The sequence below is a fragment of the Novosphingobium resinovorum genome (assembly GCF_027922145.1).
In the GTDB taxonomy this organism is placed as follows: Bacteria; Pseudomonadota; Alphaproteobacteria; order Sphingomonadales; family Sphingomonadaceae; genus Novosphingobium; species Novosphingobium resinovorum.
Genome location: NZ_BSFC01000001.1, coordinates 14,509 through 32,204, shown reverse-complemented (window position 1 = coordinate 32,204; position 17,696 = coordinate 14,509). Strand labels below are relative to the sequence as shown.

General features: G+C 65.3%; 15 protein-coding genes. 6 read left to right on the top strand and 9 right to left on the bottom strand.

Annotation, left to right across the window (positions count from 1 at the left end; all coding sequences use genetic code 11):
- Nucleotides 1–1,614 (bottom strand): molybdopterin-dependent oxidoreductase (locus tag PKE80_RS00125; protein WP_271180764.1); only part of this gene is annotated, 1,614 nt, incomplete at its 3' end.
- Between the two features lie 281 nt (nt 1,615–1,895).
- Between PKE80_RS00125 and PKE80_RS00120 the strand changes: the two genes are divergently transcribed.
- Nucleotides 1,896–2,957 (top strand): Rieske 2Fe-2S domain-containing protein, encoded by a 1,062-nt coding sequence (locus PKE80_RS00120; RefSeq protein WP_271180763.1) that lies wholly within the window; start codon nt 1,896–1,898, stop codon nt 2,955–2,957.
- Nucleotides 2,958–2,971: 14 nt separating this feature from the next.
- Here PKE80_RS00120 and PKE80_RS00115 read toward each other — a convergent pair whose 3' ends face one another.
- The 4 genes from PKE80_RS00115 to PKE80_RS00100 all read right to left on the bottom strand — a co-directional run bounded on the left by PKE80_RS00115 (nt 2,972) and on the right by PKE80_RS00100 (nt 7,097).
- A complete protein-coding gene (locus PKE80_RS00115; RefSeq protein WP_271180762.1) occupies nt 2,972–3,157 on the bottom strand; it encodes a hypothetical protein in 186 nt (61 codons plus the stop codon).
- 237 nt (nt 3,158–3,394) lie between these two features.
- Nucleotides 3,395–4,444 carry a mechanosensitive ion channel family protein gene (locus tag PKE80_RS00110; RefSeq protein WP_271180761.1) on the bottom strand — a complete coding sequence of 350 codons (1,050 nt, stop codon included), beginning with the start codon at nt 4,442–4,444 and terminating at the stop codon, nt 3,395–3,397.
- Nucleotides 4,441–5,655 carry a cystathionine beta-lyase gene (gene metC / locus PKE80_RS00105; RefSeq protein ID WP_271180760.1) on the bottom strand — a complete coding sequence of 405 codons (1,215 nt, stop codon included), beginning with the start codon at nt 5,653–5,655 and terminating at the stop codon, nt 4,441–4,443. The genes PKE80_RS00110 and metC overlap by 4 nt, the downstream gene beginning before the upstream one ends.
- Before the next feature lie 191 nt (nt 5,656–5,846).
- Nucleotides 5,847–7,097, bottom strand: coding sequence for a hypothetical protein (locus PKE80_RS00100; RefSeq protein WP_271180759.1), 1,251 nt, complete (start codon nt 7,095–7,097; stop codon nt 5,847–5,849).
- A gap of 156 nt (nt 7,098–7,253) precedes the next feature.
- Between PKE80_RS00100 and queF the strand changes: the two genes are divergently transcribed.
- Complete coding sequence (queF, locus tag PKE80_RS00095; RefSeq protein ID WP_271180758.1) at nt 7,254–7,712, top strand: preQ(1) synthase; 459 nt, start codon at nt 7,254–7,256, stop codon at nt 7,710–7,712.
- A gap of 106 nt (nt 7,713–7,818) precedes the next feature.
- Here the strand turns inward: queF and PKE80_RS00090 are convergent, their stop codons facing one another.
- On the bottom strand, nt 7,819–8,091 hold the full coding sequence (locus PKE80_RS00090) for a hypothetical protein (protein ID WP_008832353.1): 273 nt from the start codon (nt 8,089–8,091) through the stop codon (nt 7,819–7,821).
- Between the two features lie 133 nt (nt 8,092–8,224).
- Between PKE80_RS00090 and PKE80_RS00085 the strand changes: the two genes are divergently transcribed.
- Complete coding sequence (locus PKE80_RS00085) at nt 8,225–9,784, top strand: carbon-nitrogen hydrolase family protein (protein WP_271180757.1); 1,560 nt, start codon at nt 8,225–8,227, stop codon at nt 9,782–9,784.
- A gap of 55 nt (nt 9,785–9,839) precedes the next feature.
- Here the strand turns inward: PKE80_RS00085 and PKE80_RS00080 are convergent, their stop codons facing one another.
- On the bottom strand, nt 9,840–10,889 hold the full coding sequence (locus tag PKE80_RS00080; RefSeq protein ID WP_271180756.1) for a tyrosine-protein phosphatase: 1,050 nt from the start codon (nt 10,887–10,889) through the stop codon (nt 9,840–9,842).
- A 14-nt stretch (nt 10,890–10,903) separates the two neighbouring features.
- On the bottom strand, nt 10,904–13,477 hold the full coding sequence (locus PKE80_RS00075; RefSeq protein WP_271180755.1) for a TonB-dependent receptor: 2,574 nt from the start codon (nt 13,475–13,477) through the stop codon (nt 10,904–10,906).
- Nucleotides 13,478–13,734: 257 nt separating this feature from the next.
- On the opposite strand from PKE80_RS00075, the gene PKE80_RS00070 reads away from it, so the two are divergent.
- Complete coding sequence (locus PKE80_RS00070) at nt 13,735–14,868, top strand: TetR/AcrR family transcriptional regulator (protein ID WP_271180754.1); 1,134 nt, start codon at nt 13,735–13,737, stop codon at nt 14,866–14,868.
- 67 nt (nt 14,869–14,935) lie between these two features.
- On the opposite strand, the gene PKE80_RS00065 is transcribed toward PKE80_RS00070, so the two are convergent.
- On the bottom strand, nt 14,936–15,925 hold the full coding sequence (locus PKE80_RS00065; RefSeq protein WP_271180753.1) for a GlxA family transcriptional regulator: 990 nt from the start codon (nt 15,923–15,925) through the stop codon (nt 14,936–14,938).
- 126 nt (nt 15,926–16,051) lie between these two features.
- Here PKE80_RS00065 and PKE80_RS00060 point away from each other — a divergent pair, with 126 nt between their 5' ends.
- Together PKE80_RS00060 and PKE80_RS00055 are read left to right on the top strand one after the other, a co-directional pair.
- Nucleotides 16,052–16,879: an alpha/beta fold hydrolase gene (locus PKE80_RS00060; protein WP_271180752.1), complete on the top strand. Its 828-nt coding sequence runs from the start codon at nt 16,052–16,054 to the stop codon at nt 16,877–16,879.
- Between the two features lie 37 nt (nt 16,880–16,916).
- On the top strand, nt 16,917–17,696 hold the full coding sequence (locus PKE80_RS00055) for an SDR family NAD(P)-dependent oxidoreductase (RefSeq protein ID WP_271180751.1): 780 nt from the start codon (nt 16,917–16,919) through the stop codon (nt 17,694–17,696).

Sequence of the window (17,696 nt, the reverse complement as noted above, 5' to 3'; positions counted from 1 at the left end):
CACTGGCCTGGTTTTACTCCGCCCCGTGGCCGACTTTTGCGCCGCCGTTGACAACTGGCGGATTTCCTCGAAGACATCCTCGGCGCATGCATAAGTGAACGCATCGCGATATCCCATTTCGCAGGCCACTCGGGCAATGATCTCCCAATCCGCCATCGCCTCGCCCGGAGGATCGACCGCCTTCTGCATGAGCGTCAGGTTACGCTCGGAATTGATCATGACTCCTTCCGCTTCTGCCCATAGCGCCCCCGGAAGGATGATGTGGGCATGGCGATTTGTCTCGGTATCGACATAGACATCCTGGGTGACGACCAGTTCGGCCGCCTCCAGCCCGGCAATGACGGTCTTGCGATTGGAGACGCTGGCGACCGGGTTGGTGCAGATGATCCAGCACGCTTTTATCCGGCCTTTCACCATTTCCTCGAACATCGCCACCGTACCGGCGCCGCTCTCGACCCGCAGAGTGCCATGCGGAACACCCCACGCGTCCTCGACGAAGAGGCGATCGGCCTCGCTGATGGTCGCACGCTGGCCAGGCAGGCCCGGCCCCATGTATCCCATCTCGCGACCACCCATGGCATTGGGCTGGCCCGTAAGCGAGAATGGCCCGCTGCCCGGACGGCAGATGGCCCCGGTCGCGAGGTGCAGGTTGCAGATCGCATTGGTATTCCAGGTGCCATGCGTGCTCTGGTTGAGCCCCATGGTCCAGCAGGTCATCCATTCGCCTGCCTTTGCGATCCATTGCGCGGCCTGCCGCAGATCGGCCTCCGGGATGCCTGTGATCTCGGCAACCCGCGGCGGTGCGTAGTCCGCAAGAAACTGCGGCATCGCATCCCAGCCTTCGGTGAACGCAGATATGAAGTCGCGATCGATGCCGCCCTGCTCGACAAGGAGATGCAGCAGGCCATTGAGCAGTGCGAGGTCCGTGCCCGGTTTTACCTGAAGGAACAGGTCGGCCTTGTCCGCCGTGGTGTTGCGCCGCGGATCGACGACGATCAGCTTTGCGCCCGCCTTCACCCGGACCATCATTCTGAGAAACAGGATCGGATGGCAGTCCGCCATATTGGCGCCAATCACGAAGAAGAGGTCCGCCTGGTCGAAATCCTGGTAGGATCCCGGAGGGCCATCCGCTCCGATCGAGAGCTTGTAGCCGCTGGCAGCGCTCGCCATGCACAGCCGCGAGTTGCTTTCGATATTGTTGGTGCCGATGAAACCTTTGCATAGCTTGTTGGCAAGGTACTGCGCCTCGAGCGACATCTGCCCCGAGACGTAGAACGAGACCGCGTCCGGCCCGTCACGATCGATAATCGTGCGCAGGCCATTTGCGGTTCGGCTGATCGCCTCGCTCATCGGGATCGCACCCTGGTCGCTGCTGCCGGCGATGCGGGCATAAGCCGCATCTGCGCGCCCCGGAGCCGTCACCGGGACATGGCAACTGCTTCCCTTGGTGCACAGCCTGCCGAAATTCGTCGGATGGTTCTTGTCACCGGTCACCTTGACGATGCGACCGTCCGCAACATCCATGACAATACCGCAGCCAACACCGCAATAGGGGCACACGCTCTTTACCGATTTGCGCTCCACGCCAGCCTTTCCAACACGAAAAAGCGCCATCAGCCGCACCCCGAACCCGGAATGAGCCGATGGCGCCGTTGCCATACAATCATGAAATGAGACGGGCTGCCTGCCGCCACGCTGCGGAAGAAGCCTCAGATGCTCGATATACTGACAGATACAATACGCATCGACAAGCACGATTTTGCAGCGCGGCATTGCCATCAGCAGTCGACTGCTTCCGCTCTAAATTTTGCAACACAATGTGCAAATCATTGCGTTTGATAGAGCAGAGAAGGAGGCGGAAAAGGCGCGGGAAACCTTCAGCGGATGAAAATTCCATGGCTACTGCCGCCGTCATCGCCCCCGTTCGGCCTGCCCTTCCCCTGGGCTGCACTTTCGATCCGGAAGACTGGTACGTCCTCGCCCGTCACTGGTATCCCGTAGCACTCGCTCGCGAAGTGGGCGAGAAGCCGGTCGGCACCAGGCTGCTCGACCAGCCGCTGGTGATCTACAAGTCAGGCGACGAGATTGTCGTCGCGACCAACGTATGCCCGCATCGCGGGGTGCCGCTAAGCCTCGGGACGCAGCAGGGCGATAGCGTGGTGTGCCCCTATCACGGTCTCAGGTTCGGGGGCGGCGGCAAGTGCGTCCACGTCCCTGCGCACCCCGCGCGCGACATTCCGGAGCGGCTGCACCTGCGTACTTTCCCCAGCTTCGAACGCTACGGCCTGATCTGGACCTGCCTCGACGCCGAGGGCGATGCTCCCGCGACGGGCGACATTCCCGACATGCCGCACTGGGAAGAGCCCGAATTCCAGCAGATCACCTGTCCCTGGATCGATATCAACGGTTTCGCTGGACGCCAGTTGGAAGGCTTTCTCGACGTCGCGCACTTCGCCTTCGTGCATACCGAGACTTTCGCCGATCCCGACAATGCCGAAGGCCCGGCCTATGCGCCGAAACGGACCGAATACGGCTTCGAGGCAGAATACTGGAGTTCGGTAGGCAACTATCCGATCGGCGTCTCTCAGCGCGGGGTTCCCGGATTCAACTGGCTGCGCCATTTCCGCTGCCACCTGCCGTTCACGGCGACGCTGGAGATTCATTTCCCGGGCACCGACCGGCTGGTCATCATGAACGCCGCCTCGCCGGTGTCGGCCCGTGTGACGCGCCTGTTTGCGCCGATCGCCCGCAATTTCGACACCGACCTGCCGGTGCAGGACGTCTACGACTTCAACCAGCGCATCTTCGAGGAGGACAAGGCCATCGTCGAGGCGCAGATGCCCGAATGGCTTCCGCTCGATCCTACCGACGAGGCGCATATCCCTGCGGACATGAGTTCGATGACGTATCGCCGCGGCCTCAAGGCCCTCGGGCTCAAGCGCTTCTTCGGGTACTGAAGAAGCGCTTCAGGTCAGAACGTAGGACTGGGAGCCAGGGCAGGCGGCAAGTCCGTCTCGCCCAGCAGCGACAGCATCTCACGCTCGGTCGTCCGGACCATGCCGTCGAGCGGCAGGTCGTTGGGTTCGAGGCCGAAAAAGGTATAGCTCACCAGCAATACCGGCAGGAGCTTCCACCAGCGCAAGGCTCCGGCCAGCACGAAAGTGCAATGTCAGGCACCCTTGATCATGTCGAGCATCTTCGCAGGTTTTCGTGCGGACTCAGGCGCCTTCAACATGACAACGGTCAATCGGGTCTAGGTGGCCATCTCGCCCCCCGGGTACTCGAAAGATCGGTATCCAAATAGTATCGAGATCGCGTGCCGAGGATCGACAAAGGGAATTTGGATACAGACAAGCCTTTCCGGACAAGTCCCAAACAGGTGGGTATGCCGCAATCAGTTCAGGGGCGTCTTGCCCTCGTCGGACCGAAGCGCGGCAATCAACTCGCGCATCGTCTCAGTATCGCGAAGGTTGAGATCGCGCTGAGGGAAAGGCACCTTGATGCCGTTCTCGCGCATAAGCCTCCAGAGCCCTTTTAGGACGTCAGAACGCACGTTTCCGGTGCCTTCCTCGGGATCGGTGATCCAGACGTGGATCACGAAGGCGACTCCATTCTCCGCGAAGCTGTCGAGCCAGACGGTCGGCGGCGGGGCCTTGAGGACACGTTTTACGGCACCCGCTGCCTCCAGCATCAGCTTCTCGGCAAGCTCGATATCGGAGGCATAGGGGACCACGACCGGGACTTGGATACGCACATTCTTCGACGAATATGACCAGTTCTCGACCTGATTGATCATCAGGTTCTCGTTCGGGATCAGGTATTCCTTCTGGTCGCGCGTGGTGAGCGAGACGGCGCGGATGCCAATGCGGCGGATCTGGCCGAAGGTGTACTGCCCGCTCTGGTCGGCAATGGCGATGACGTCGCCCGGCTTGATCGACTTGTCCATCAGCAGGATGATACCGGCGATCAGGTTGCCGAAGGTCTTCTGCAGGCCGAAGCCGATGGCGAGGCCGAAGGCGCCGGAGAACACCGTCAGCGCCGTCAGATCGATCCCCAGCACGTCGATGCCGACGAGGATGGCCACGGTCCAGATAAACAGGCTGACCATCTTCTCGGTCAGCAGCCGCTGCGTCATGTCGAGGCGCGTCGCGCGGGCCAGCAGCCGGCTCGACATGCGGCTGGTGATCCAGGCGACCGAGATCACCAGCGCGAGCACAGCGACGATGACGGTCAAGTCCCACAGCGAAATGCGGCTGGAGCCGACCTGCACGGCCAGCTTGTCGAGCGTGTCGACGATGTTGCCGATCGTGTCGCTGCGGGCGGAGACGACGTTCTTGATGCCTTCCGCGCCCGCGACCGGCTCGGCGTGCTTGACCACGACGGCGGTGGCTGTCGCGGTCGGCGTCGGGCTCGCCGTGGCGGCCGCGACAAGGGGCGCGGTCACTGCCCCCGCCATGCTTCCAGTGCCTGCTCGATGTCGGCGATGAGGTCCTCGGGCGCCTCCAGGCCGATGGCAAGGCGTACGCCGTGGCGGTCGCCTTCCGCGGCAGGAGCGGGCGGCCAGGCCATGGTGTTGCGGTAGGCGGAAGGCTCGATGGGGATCGCCAGGCTTTCGAACCCGCCCCACGAATAGCCGATGCCGAACAACGTCAGCGCATCGATGAAGCGGTTGCGCGCGGCTGCATCGCCGCCCCTGAAAGTGAAGCTGAAGAGGCCGCAGCCGCCTGTGAAATCGCGCTTCCACAAGTCATGGCCCGGTGCGCCGGGCAGCATCGGGCAGAGCACTTGCGCCACTTCCGGCCGCTTCGAGAGCCACGTTGCGATTTCCAGCGCGCTCTGCGTCTCGTGGGCAAGGCGCAAGTGCAAGGTACGTAGGCCGCGAAGCGCAAGCGCCGCGTCGTCGGGAGAGACGACATTGCCCAGTTGCTGCGCGCGGCCGCGCAGCTTTGCGTAGAGTTCCGGCCCGGCGCTGGCGCTGCCCATCATCAGGTCCGAGTGGCCGCCGACATGCTTGGTCAGCGCCATCAGCACCACGTCGATCCCGTGGCTCAGCCCCGCGAAGCCGAGCGGGCTGGCCCAGGTGTTGTCGAGCACCGAAACCGCGCCCTTCTCCCGCGCGATGCGGGCCAGCGCGGGCAGGTCGCACATTTCCATCGAGAGGCTGCCCGGTGCTTCCAGCAGCACTGCCCGTGTGCGGTCGCAGAAGGCGGCTTCGTAGGCCTTCAGATCCAGCGGATCGAAGAAGCGCGGCTCGATGCCCATGTCGGTCAGCAGGCCCTTGCCCATCGAACGGGTCGGGTCGTAGGCATTGTCGGTGATCAGCACGACGTCGCCCGGCCGCAGCAGGGTCAGCATGACCCCGGCAATGGCGGCGACGCCGGAAGGATAGAGCACGGTGCCTGCGGCGCCGGGCTCCAGCGCGGTCAGCGCGTCGGCCAGCGCCCACTGCGTCGGCGCGCCCCGGCGGCCGTAGAAGAAACGCCCGTCCTCGTTGGTACGCGGACCCTGCGCCAGCGCGGCGGTGTTCTCGTAGAGGTGGGTGCTCGCGCGCCAGACCGGGGGGTTGACGACCGGCCCGGTCCATTCGCTACGCCTCCCCGCGCCGACGATTACCGTGGCGTTGGAGAGGGTTCCGGGGGCATTCGTGCTGCTCAATGTCGTCTCCGCGAGTGGGGAGCGCTGACCCTAGAGCACTATGACATTTGATTAAACCGACCTTTCGTCATTGCGAGCGCAGCGAAGCAATCCAGAGCGGCGCGAAACTGCCCTGGATTGCTTCGCTGCGCTCGCAATGACGATGCAAGGCAAAGTCATCGATCTCGATCAGTGAAGTCCGACCCGTTAGCCTAACCGGCCGCGCGGCGGCGGTCGTCCGGCAGCACCGGATAGGCGCGCGCCTCCGCCACCTCGCGCGCGCCGAGATCGCGGTGCTCCATCGGGCCGGTGTCGAGCCGTAGCGGCGCCAGCGCGGGGCCTCCGGCGATGCCCAGCGTGAAGACGCGGCGTACGGGCGCGACGGTCTCGGCGAAGACTGCGCCCACACGCAGCAGCGGCACGAAGAACGACGCATTCGTGCGCTGCAGCGGCCTAATGGCGCTGAGCGGCAGTTGCACTTCGCCGGTGAGGGTAACGCTCTCCCCCGCCGCAAGCGCAGGCACCGGCTTGAGCGGCGTCAGCGTCTCCAGCGGCGGGGCAAGCTGCTGCTCGGAGGTCAGCGAGCCATGTGCGCCGATCATGTCGCCGATCAGGTGCCCGGCCGGGAGGTCGGTGCCCGCCGTCAGCGTCACCCGGTACTGCAGCGTCGCGAAGACCAGCGAGAGGCGCAGGCCGACCGGCTCGAAGGCGATATCGACAGCTTCCGGCGCAGCGGCTGGCGGCGGGGTCGGAGCGGGACGCGGCGACACCTGCGGGCTGGCGAATTCCGGCTGCGGAACGGGGGCAGGCTTCGGAACAGGAGGCGCGACGGGTTCGGCGACCTCCTGCACTTCGGGCCAATCTTCCGCTTCCTCGGCCGGGCGCTTGCGCCGCAGAAAGAACGCAAGGGCGCCCAGGACGACCAGCACTGCCGGGATTGCCCATACCCATATGGGCAAGCCCTGCTGCGCAACCGGAACGAGAGGCGCAGGCGCAGGTGCTGTCGTGGGCTTTTCGACCGCCGAGGGCGCAGGGATCGGCGTCGGTAACGGTTCGGGCGCGACCGGCGCGGAAGCCGAGGGAGTGCCCTGCGGCTCGGGCGTCGCCGAAGCGCGCGGTTCGGGCGCGCTGGGGCTGGCTGCCGGGTTCGGCGTTCTCGTCGGCGTGGAGCGCGGGGTCACGGAGGGTTGCGCGGTGGGCTGGACGCGCGGAGGCTGAGCGGATGGCTGGACCTGCGGCGGGGGTGCGGCAATGGTCGGCACCGGTTCGGGCGCGGCATTGCGCGGCCGCAGGATCGGGTTCTGCGCGTCGACCGGACCTTGTGCCCGCGAACTCGGGGTCGCGGTCGGCTCGGGAAGGCTCCAGGTGGTGCCGCTCGACTGGGCACCGACAGGCCCCGCGAGAATTGCGGCCAGCGCGGTCGAGATCGCCGCGCGCGCTATGATTGAATTCGTGCCCCTCATGGTATCTTCGGTCTTCGCCAAACTTCGTGTGAACCCTCAGTTAATGCCTCCTGTCCGCACGACAAGACGTGGCCTGCCATCGTCCATCGCCGGTGTGACATATGGGCCACCTGCGACATACTTGCGTTCGCGCGTCCTTGGCGGCATTGCCGGGTCATGACTGACACCTCTTTCCCCCTCCACCTCGGCCAGCAGAGCGGACTTCCTGCTTCGCCCGAGGAAGCCCAGCTCGATTACGTCCCGAACCCGCGCGTCGGCAGCCTCTATCTCGCCCGCTTCGCCGCGCCGGAATTCACCTCGCTCTGCCCGGTGACCGGACAGCCCGACTTCGCGCATCTCGTGATCGACTACGCGCCCGGCGAAACCATCGTCGAATCGAAGAGCCTCAAGCTGTTCCTGGGCTCATTCCGCAATCACGGCGCCTTCCACGAGGACGTGACCGTCGGCATCGGCCAACGCCTGTTCGACGAAATGAAGCCGCTGTGGCTGCGCATCGGCGGCTACTGGTATCCGCGCGGTGGCATTCCGATCGACGTGTTCTGGCAATCGGACGCACCGCCCACCGGGCTCTGGGTGCCCGATCAGGGTGTACCGGGTTATCGCGGCCGGGGGTGATCCTCAGTTTCGTCATTGCGAGCGAAGCGAAGCAATCCAGGGCGGTCTACGCGGCCCTGGATTGCTTCGCTTCGCTCGCAATGACGAGTTGGGAAAAGAACCGGCCTTAGAACCCTGCGCTGGCAAATCGCGCGCCATTAACCCGCGTGAGGTCGATGGTGCCTTTGCCGATCGAAGCCATCTGCCGGCTCGTCAGGCACTGCGCGTAGACGGTCGGCGCCTCGGCCTTGCGGGCGGCCTCCGTATCCAGCGCACTGTCGATACCGGCATCGCAGGAACCGCGCGTCTCGTAAGTCCGCACCGGCGTCTCCAGCCGCTGGCAGGCGGTGCCGTCGTCCGAACAGGCGAACAGGGCGAGAGCGTAAAGGGTTGCACTCATGGGGGCAGTCTCCTTTCAGGGAAGACAACGGCCCGGGCGCCCCATGTATCCCGCGTCGCCTGAGAAAAAATGAATCCGCTCAAGAGGATTACGGACTGGAACCTTCCGCGCCGCAATGCGTAGAACAGCGCTCATGGACCAGACCAAAGCCAAGCTCATCATCCGCGAAGCGACCGTCGCGGACGCCGCCGCGATCGCCCGTCTCTCCGTCAAGGTCTACGGCAAGGCCGATGCCTTCACCCGCGCCGAGATACGCGGGCAGGTCATCAATTTCCCCGAAGGCCAGTTCGTGGCCGAGTACGAAGGCAAGGTCGTCGGCCACTGCGCGACGATGATCGTCACCTCCGACCTCGCCTTCAAGCCGCACACCTGGGAAGAGATCAGCAACGGCGGCTACGGCCGTCCGCCTGCGCCCGAAGGCGACGTGCTCTACGGCTTCGAGGTCTGCGTCGATCCCGACTACCGCCGCCTGCGCATCGGCCAGCGCCTCTACCGCAAGCGCCGCGAGGTCTGCCAGTATTTCGAGCTGAAGGGCATCGCCTTCGCGGGCCGCATGCCCGGCTACTACCGCCGCAAGCGCGCCTATCCCGATCCGGCCGACTACGTGCAGGCGGTGCGCGACAAGAAGATCCGCGACCAGGTCATCAACTTCCAGATGAACGAGGGCTACGAGCCGCGCGGCATTCTGCCCGACTACATCCCCACCGACCGCGAGAGCGGCGGCAACGCGGTGCTGATGTACTGGACCAACCCGCTCGCCCCGCTGGACACCGGCAAGGCGATTCCCGGCCTCAAGGAGCGCGTGCCCTCCAGCGTGCGCGTCGCCACCGTGCAGTTCCAGATGCGCAAGATCGACACGATCGACGAGTTCGAGGCCCAGGTCGAATACTGGATCGACGTCGCCGCCGACTACGAAAGCGACTTCGTGGCCTTCCCCGAGCTGTTCACGCTCGAACTGCTCTCGATCGAGGAGAAGAAGCTGCAGCCGGTCGAGGCGATCGAGAAGATCGCCGAATACACCGAGCGCTTCGTCGAGTTCATGGCGCGCATGGCGGTCAGCTACAACATCAACATCATCGGCGGCTCGCACCCCACCCGCGTGAAGCTGAAGGGCGGCAAGAGCGAGATCCGCAACATCGCCTATACCTTCCTGCGCGACGGCGCGGTGCACGAGACACAGAAGCTGCACCCGACGCCGTCGGAACGGCGCTGGTGGAACATCAAGGGCGGCTACGGCGCCAACGTCATCCCCACCGACTGCGGGCCGATCGGGGTGATGATCTGCTACGACAGCGAGTTCCCCGAACTGGCCCGCCATCTCGTCAACCAGGGCGCGCTGATGCTGTTCGTGCCGTTCTGCACCGACGAGCGGCGCGGCTACCTGCGCGTGCGCTACTGCGCGCAGGCCCGCGCGGTGGAGAACCAATGCTACGTCGTCACCTCGGGCGTCGTCGGCAACCTGCCGAACGTCGAGAACATGGACGTCCACTACGCCGAAAGCGCGATCCTGACGCCCAGCGACTTTCCCTTCGCCCGCGACGGCGTGGCGGCGGACACCGCGCCCAATACCGAGACGATCGCGATCTCAGACCTCAGCCTCGACGCGCTGCTGACCGCGCGCCAGTCGGGCGCGGTGCAGAACCTCAAGGACCGCCGCTTCGACCTCTACCGCGTGGAGTGGGCACAACACTGAGGGCACTTCGACAGGGCGGAGAACGCATTCACGTATGCCCCCGCCCTTTCGTTCATCAGTCCAGCATCGTCTTGCGCAGCTTCGCGAAGTCCGCATCGGTGAAGCCGAGCGTGCGCAGGTAGGCTTCCGAACCGCCGTACTGCTTGTCGAGGTAGGTGAAGAACTGCGCCAGGTGCGAGGCACCGGAGGGCGTATAGAGCAGCTCCGCCTTGCGCGGCTTGCCGTCCTCGCCCGCGACGTAATACTTCAGGATCGGGTTGTTCGGATAGTCCTTGGGGTCCACCTTGGGCATCTCGAACTGCGTGCGACGCAGCTCGGTGGAGAGGTGGTAGTCCTTCAGGATCGTCTCGCGATCGACGCCGAGCACATCGTAGAGCAGCGCCGTCGCCATGCCGGTGCGGTCCTGCCCGGCCGAGCAATGGTAGACCACCGCGCCCTCGTCCGCGATCAGGCGGCGGAACAGCGAGCGGAACTGCGGCGCCAGCATCTTCTCCATGCCCGCATACATGTTCTCGCCGCCGCCCTGGCCCATCTTCGCCATCAGCGGCTTGAGGGAATAGTCGTTGGCGATGAACAGCGCGCCCACCTTGTCGTCGAGCAGGTCGGGCGCAACCTCGCGCTCCTCGATCGAGCGCAAGTCGACGATGTTGCCGATGCCCAGCTGGCCGAGCAGCGCATAGTCCGCGTCGGTCAGCAGCGGCATCGCGCCCGAGCGGAACGCCTTGTCCCACTTCACCGTATGCCCGTCCTTCGTGACGTAGCCGCCGACATCGCGGAAGTTGCTGCCCTGCTCCAACGGCAGCACGCGCTCGGCGACGACGGTGCGGCCCTTGCCGCCTTTCCCTTCGAGGATCACATAGCGCCGGTCCGACGCCGCGATCGGCAGCTTTAGCACGCCGTCCTTGCTGGCTGCGGCAAAGCGCTGGTCGCCCTTGTCCAGCACGGTGTCGGCGCTGATCCACACCGCTACGGGAGCGGTATCGTCGCGCTTCAGTTCCACGCTCGAGGCATCGAGGCGGGTCAGCGTCGCCAATTCCCGCGCCATCACGGGCGATCCCGCCAGCACCAGCGCGGTCACCAAAGTGGTCGTAGCGATCTTTCGCATCATCATTCTCCCTGTCAGTAGCTGAAGCGGACGCCGAACAGGTAGCGCGCGCCGATCTGCTCAACCTCGGTCGGCATTGCGGTCGTGCCCTGGTAGGCGATGTACTTTTCGTTGGTGAGGTTCGCGAGGTCGGCGAACAGCGTGAAGTTGTCGGTCAGGGCATAGCGCAGCGAGACGTCGAGGTTCTCGTAGCCCTTGCGGTATTCGCCGCTGCCGAAGCCGCCGAGCGAATCCAGCCAGTCCGACCGCCACTGGTAGCTGACGCGCGCCGAAAGCCCGTACTTCTCGTAGAACAGCGAGGCGTTGGCGATCTTGTCCGACATGCCCTGGAAGGCGATGTTCTTCTCGGTCGGCGTGTCGAAATCGCCGTCGAGCAGCGTCAGGTTGCCCTGGAAGCCGAACCCGTCGAGCGCGCCCGGCAGGAAGTCGAACTGCTTGAGGACGTTGAACTCGACGCCGTAGAGCTTGCCCTTGTCGCCGTTGTAGGTGCCGGTCAGCAGGTAGCCCGAACGGTCGACCCCGCCGAAGTTGTAGAAGTCCGAACCCACCGGATTCTGCGCCTGATACAGCACGTTGTCTACCGAGCGGTAGAAGCCCGCGATCGAGATCATGCCGTTGCCGGGCAGGTAGTATTCGATGCTGGCGTCCGCGCCCCAGGTGTACTCGGGCTTCAGCGCCGGGTTGCCGCCGCCGATGGTGCCGGGGCTGTTGGTGTCGTTGATCGACGCGCCGACCCGGATCGCGCCATAGGCCGGGCGCGACACGCCGCGCTGGCCGGCAAGGCGCAGCACGAGGTTGTCGGTCGCCGCATACTTGATGTTGAGGCTGGGGAAGAAGTCGGTCTTGCTCGTGTGACGCGTCAGCGGCGTATAGACGCCGCCCGCCAGCACCGAGCCGCCGTTGTCGAGGACGTAGTTCTCCACGCGCACGCCGCCCACGGCGGTCAGCGGGCCGCTTTCGACCTTGGCCATCACATAGCCCGCCAGCGTCTGCTCGCGCTGGGCGTACTTGTCGGTGGTTGGCACGTCGAGCGAGGGATCGTAGAGCCCCGCCGCCTCCAGCCGCCCGAGCAGGCTGTCGATGTCACGGCGCATCGCCACGTTATCGACGTAGTTGAACGTGACGCCGAGCGGGAAGCCGGTGTCCCAGGCCTTGTCGGTGACATAACTGTTGACGTCGAACGGCTCGCCCGTCGCCGCGCTCAGCGCGCCGATATAGACGATGTTGGACGAGGAGAAGTTGTTACCCGCCACGTCGCGGTCGATGTAGAGGCCGCCCGCCGAGAGCTTCAGGTCGCCCATCTGCTTCGACAGGTCGAGCTTGGCGGTATAGCTGTCCGACACCGTCTTCTGGCGCGCGGTGATCATGTAGGTGCTCGAAGTGCTCAGGCTCTTCTGGTCGAAGTCGCCGATGATCGAGACGATCGGGAAGCGCGGATCGGAATTGTCATAAGTCAGGTCGAGGTTGTTCGCGCCGCTGGTCGAGGACTGGACGAGGGGCAGGTAGCTGGTGTTCTCGGTGCGCGCGTAGTTGAACTTGAACGAGGCGTTGAAACCGTCGTCGCCTTCATAATCGCCGCCAAAAGTGCCGATGTAATTGCGGTTGCGATACTCGCCGAAGTTGAAGCTGCCGCGCAGCGGCACGCCGGTCAGGTTGCCCGATTCCAGCGTGCGGGTGCCGCCGGTCGCGCGGTCGAGGCGAAATTCGTACTGGTTGCGCTGTTCGTTGTCGTTGAATTCGGAGAAGATGGCCTTGGCGTAGATGCGCTTGCCTTCCTCGGGCTGGTATTCGACGCCCGCGAAGAGGCCGTTGTTCCACCGCTCGATCTGGTACTGGCGCACGTCGAACTCGGTCGGCCCGTTGGCATCGTAGGCGCCGACTTCGCGGTTGTCGGTCAATTGCTTGCGGCGATAGTGCGATCCGCCGATGACGAAACCGAACGTGTCGTTCGACCACGACAGGCGCAGCGATCCCTGCCGCTGCTCGCCCTTGCCCAGCCCCATGAAACCGTAGCCCGCGTCGCCGGAGACGTGCAGGCCCTTCTGCTCCATCGGCGAATAGGTCTTGAGGTCGATCGTGGCGACGACGGCGTCGGCCTGCAGGTCCGAGGTCAGAGACTTGTTGACCACCATCTGCGAAAGCAGCACGGCGGGGATCGCGTCGAAGCGGAAGGCGCGGGTGTCGCCGCCCTCGTCCACGCCTGCCATCGGGATTCCGTCGATGCTTACCGAGGTCCAGCGGTTCGGCGCGCCGCGCACCTGGATGTAACGCTCCTGCCCCTGATCGCGCTGCACCGCGACGGCGGGCAGGCGCGAGAGCGCGGCGGCGGCGTTCTGGTCGGGGAAGCGGCCGACCGCATCCGATGCGGCGACGTCGGCAAGGTTGTCCATCACCCGCTTGGCCTCGATCGAGTCCTGCTGCGCCGAGACGATCGAGCCGGTGACGACGATGTCTTCTCCGATAGCGGCATCATCGGCGGCAACGTCCGGGGCCTCCTCGGCATGAGCGACGGCAGCGCCGGCGAAGGCGCAGGCAAGAACGCCGACGATCGCCGTCGAGCGCAGGAATAGACAAGTGTTCAGTTTCACGACGAGCCCCCGAGAAGATTGGATCGACGCGGCAGCTAGAACGACTGTATGTATGTTGGATGACACTTTTCCGGCACTCCCGCAACGACGTGCGTGCGCGGGTATCACTCGATCGCAGGCGCGGTGTCTGCTAGGAGGGTGAAATTGCCAGTCGGACTTCCAATGTCATGAGCGCCATGAGAACCGCAGAATCATCGTCATACGACCGGTTTATCGCCGTGGTTACAGGGCAATGGGAACAGGTCGGGGCAGCAGGAATGTCGGCCCGCCAGATCAGTGGATTGACCGATGCACCGGTTTCCTCAATCTACCATCACTTCGGATCTCTGGAACACTTGTTTCTGGCTTCCCAGCAACAATGCATCGTCGAGGCGAGCCTCTGGTGCGACCGCCAGTGGCAGCAGTTCGATGGACTGCGTGCTTCGCCCGTCGCCTTCGCGGGGTTCTTCGCACAGATCGTCGATGCATGGTGCGAGGAGCAACGCGGGCTGGCCTTCGCCTGGCGCGAATGCCAGCTGCTTGCCCATGAATCGGCGCAATTCGTCGATGCCACGCGGCAGTGGGCCGCGCTGTGGGCGCATTTCTGGAGCGAGGCGGGCCAGCGCTTCGGCCTCGGCGCGGGCAGCATCGTCGCGCAGCGCGTGTTCGAGAACGAGAGCTTCTTCCATATGATCCGCTGGCGGCGTCTGGTCGATCGCGCCGCGCTCGACGAAACCGCCCGCGTGCTCGGCGCATGGCTGACCGGCGGCGCGATACCCCCCGCTCCCTGGCGCGAATTCGCGCGCGAAGAGGCGCTGCGCTCGATGCCCACCCTGCCCGACCGGGACGAGACGGCCGCGCGCATCGTCGAGACCGCCGCGCGGATCATCGACGAGGACGGACTCGCCCGCCTCACGCATCGCGCCGTCGCCGAACGCGCCGGACTGACGCTCGGCACGGTGTCGCACAAGTTCCGCACGAAGCCCGCCCTTCTCGAAGCCGCGTTCGAGGGCCTCTACCGCGCCAACGTCGAGCGCCTGCAGGCGGAAGCCCCCGCACGCGACGCGCTTCGCCCCGCCGACCTCGCGGACGACCTTGCCGCGATGGTGCTGCGCGGCGGCAACGCGCGGGGCAGCGACGAACTTTTCGTCGCCACCGCGCGCGATGCTTCTCTGCGCCAGTTCGGCGCCCAGCTGCGCTACTTGCGCGGCCGCACTTCGCGCAGTGCGCTGCAGGATCTTGTCGGCACAGGGCGGGAGGTCGGCGTTACCGAGGCCGCCCTGTTCTCCGGCTTCCTGACCTCGCAGCTGCGCGCCCATGCCGGATTTCCGGACGAGGTCGCACCGCGCATCCGCGGCGAGCTGGAAGTCATGGTGGCATTGGCGTGCGGAGTGCCGGGAGATCGCGCCTGAAGGCACGGTATGGGCACGCTAGGGTATCGCTAGGTGCCGTTAAGGCACCGTTGGGTGCCGTATCCGGTCAGGCCGCAATCGCCAGATCGGCGCCGCTTGAGAAGCGATTCCGGTACTCTCCGGGCGACAGGCCCATGACGCGGTTGAACACCCTGCGGAACGCCGTCGCGTCCTCGTAACCCACGGCCCAGGCGATCTGGTCCACCGATCGGCGGGTGAATTCCAGTAGCTCGCGCGCCTTGCCGACCCGCAGATTCTGGACGTATTCCACGGGCTTGAGCCCTGTCGCCGCCTTGAACCGGCGCAGGAATGTGCGCTCCTCCAGCCCCGCCTGCCCGGCCATGTCAGGCACCGCGACCGCCCGCTCCGCCCGCCCCTGAAGCCAGTGCTGGACCTTGAGGATCGCCTCGTCCCCATGCGTCAGGCGCGGCGCGAAACTGCTGTAATGCCGCTGCTCGCGCCCCGAGGGATCGACGAGCAGGAACTTGCCCGTCTCGATCATCACCGTCGGCCCCAGCAGCCGATCGACGATCCGCATCCCAAGGTCGGTCCAGGCCATCAGCCCGCCTGCGGTGATGATGTCGCCATCCTCGATCACCATCTTGTCCGGGTCCAGCCTAACATCCGGAAATCGCGTGCGAAAAGGTTCGGCGAAAAGCCAGTGCGTCGTCGCCGGACGGCCTGACAGCAGCCCCGTCGCGGCCAGCATGAACGTCCCGCCGCACGTGGATGCCAGCGTCGCGCCCGCCGCGTGCCGATCAAGCAGCCAGCGGGCATAAGGCACGGCTTCCTCGGCGCCGACGGGGCCGGTCAGGCGCCCCGGAACGATCAGGATCGCAGGGTCGCCACGCTCGCCGGGATGGGTGTCCGATCCGCGCACGAATCCGCCACCATCTCCTATATTCCAATGACTTACCCGAATCGCAAGCCCCCCGCGCTCCGCCGAGAAGTGCGAGGCGATCGCGAACAGGTCGGTAATCCCGTGGACCATTGCCGCCTGACAGCCCGGATAGAGGACGAGGCCGATCTCGGCCTTGATACGCGCGTCTACGGCCATGCCCGAAGCCCCCTTTGTCAGTTTTGGCCTGCCTTATGTCGGAACCGCCGATCCTGCAGGCCGGCGGCGCAGTCTATCCCTCTCCTCACAGGGCGCAACGGCCCGATCGAGAAAGGAGCAAGCGACATGACCACGATCACCACCCGCGACGGAACCCGCATCTTCTACAAGGACTGGGGCGCGAAGGATGCCCAGCCCATCGTCTTCTCCCACGGCTGGCCGCTTTCCGCCGATGCCTGGGACACGCAGATGGTCTTCTTCACGAACGAGGGCTTCCGCACTGTGGCCCACGATCGCCGCAGCCACGGCCGCTCGGACCAGGTCTGGAACGCCAACACCATGGACCAGTACGCCGATGACCTGGCCGAACTGATCGAGGCGCTTAACCTGCGCGACGTGATCCTCGTCGGCCACTCGACCGGCGGTGGCGAAGTCACCCGCTATATCGGCCGCCACGGCACCGACCGCGTCGCCAAAGTGGCGCTGATCGGCGCGGTTCCGCCTCTTATGCTGAAAACCGAGGCCAATCCCGGCGGCCTGCCGATCGAGGCCTTCGACGCCATCCGCAAGGGCACGTACGACAACCGCAGCCAGTTTTTCCGCGACCTCACCAACCCCTTTTACGGCTACAACCGCGAGGGTGCGGCGATCTCGGAAGGCATCCGTGAGGAATTCTGGAGGCAGGGCATGATGGGCGGCCTCAAGGGCCAGCTCGACTCCATCCGCGCCTTTTCCGAAAGCGACTTCCACGCCGATCTCGCCCGTTTCGACGTGCCCACGCTCGTCCTGCATGGCGACGACGACCAGATCGTGCCGATCGGCGCTTCCGCGCTGGAAACGGTGAAGATCGTGTCGGGTGCGGTGCTCAAGGTGTACCATGGCGCGGACCACGGCCTGACCCAGACGCATCAGGACCGCTTCAACGCCGACCTCCTCGACTTCATCCGCGACTGAAGCCTCCCACAGACCGTATCCACGAAAGGACATCCACATGACCAAGGGCACTTTCCTCATCACCGGCGCGTCGGACGGCATCGGCGCGGTCTACGCCGACCGCCTCGCTCGCCGGGGCCACGACCTGATCCTCGTCGCCCGCCGGGCTGACAAACTGGAAGCGCTGGCGACGACGCTCGCCGCCGAAACCGGCGTCAGGGTCGAGACCCTGAGCGCCGATCTCGCCAAGGCCGAAGACCTCGCCCGCATCGAACGGCGGCTGCGCGAAGATGCGGCGATCACCGGCCTCGTCAACAATGCCGGGATCGCCGGGGAGACCACCTTCGTCGGCTCCGACCCCGCCTACCTCACCGGGATGATCGACCTCAACGTGCTGGCCGTCACCCGCCTCGCCGCCGCGATCGCGCCGCGCCTTGCGGACCTCGGCAGCGGGACGATCATCAACATGACTTCGGTGACCGCGCTCATGCCGGACGGGTTCACGGCGGTCTATCCCGCGACGAAAGCCTATGTCCTCGCCTTCACCGAGGCGCTGAACGTCGAGCTTGGTGAGAAAGGCGTGCGCGTGCAGGCGGTGCTGCCGGGGATCACCCGCACACCGATCTGGACCGAGGAGCAACTTGCCGGACTGCCCGCCGAAATGGTGATGGACGTCTATGACATGGTCGATGCCGCGCTCACGGGCCTCGACCTCGGCGAGACGATCACCATCCCGGCGCTGCCCGACAACGCCGACCTCGACGCTTACCTCGACGCCCGCCGCGCGCTGCGCCCCAACCTGTCCCGCAACCGCCCCGCCGACCGCTACGGTGCCTGA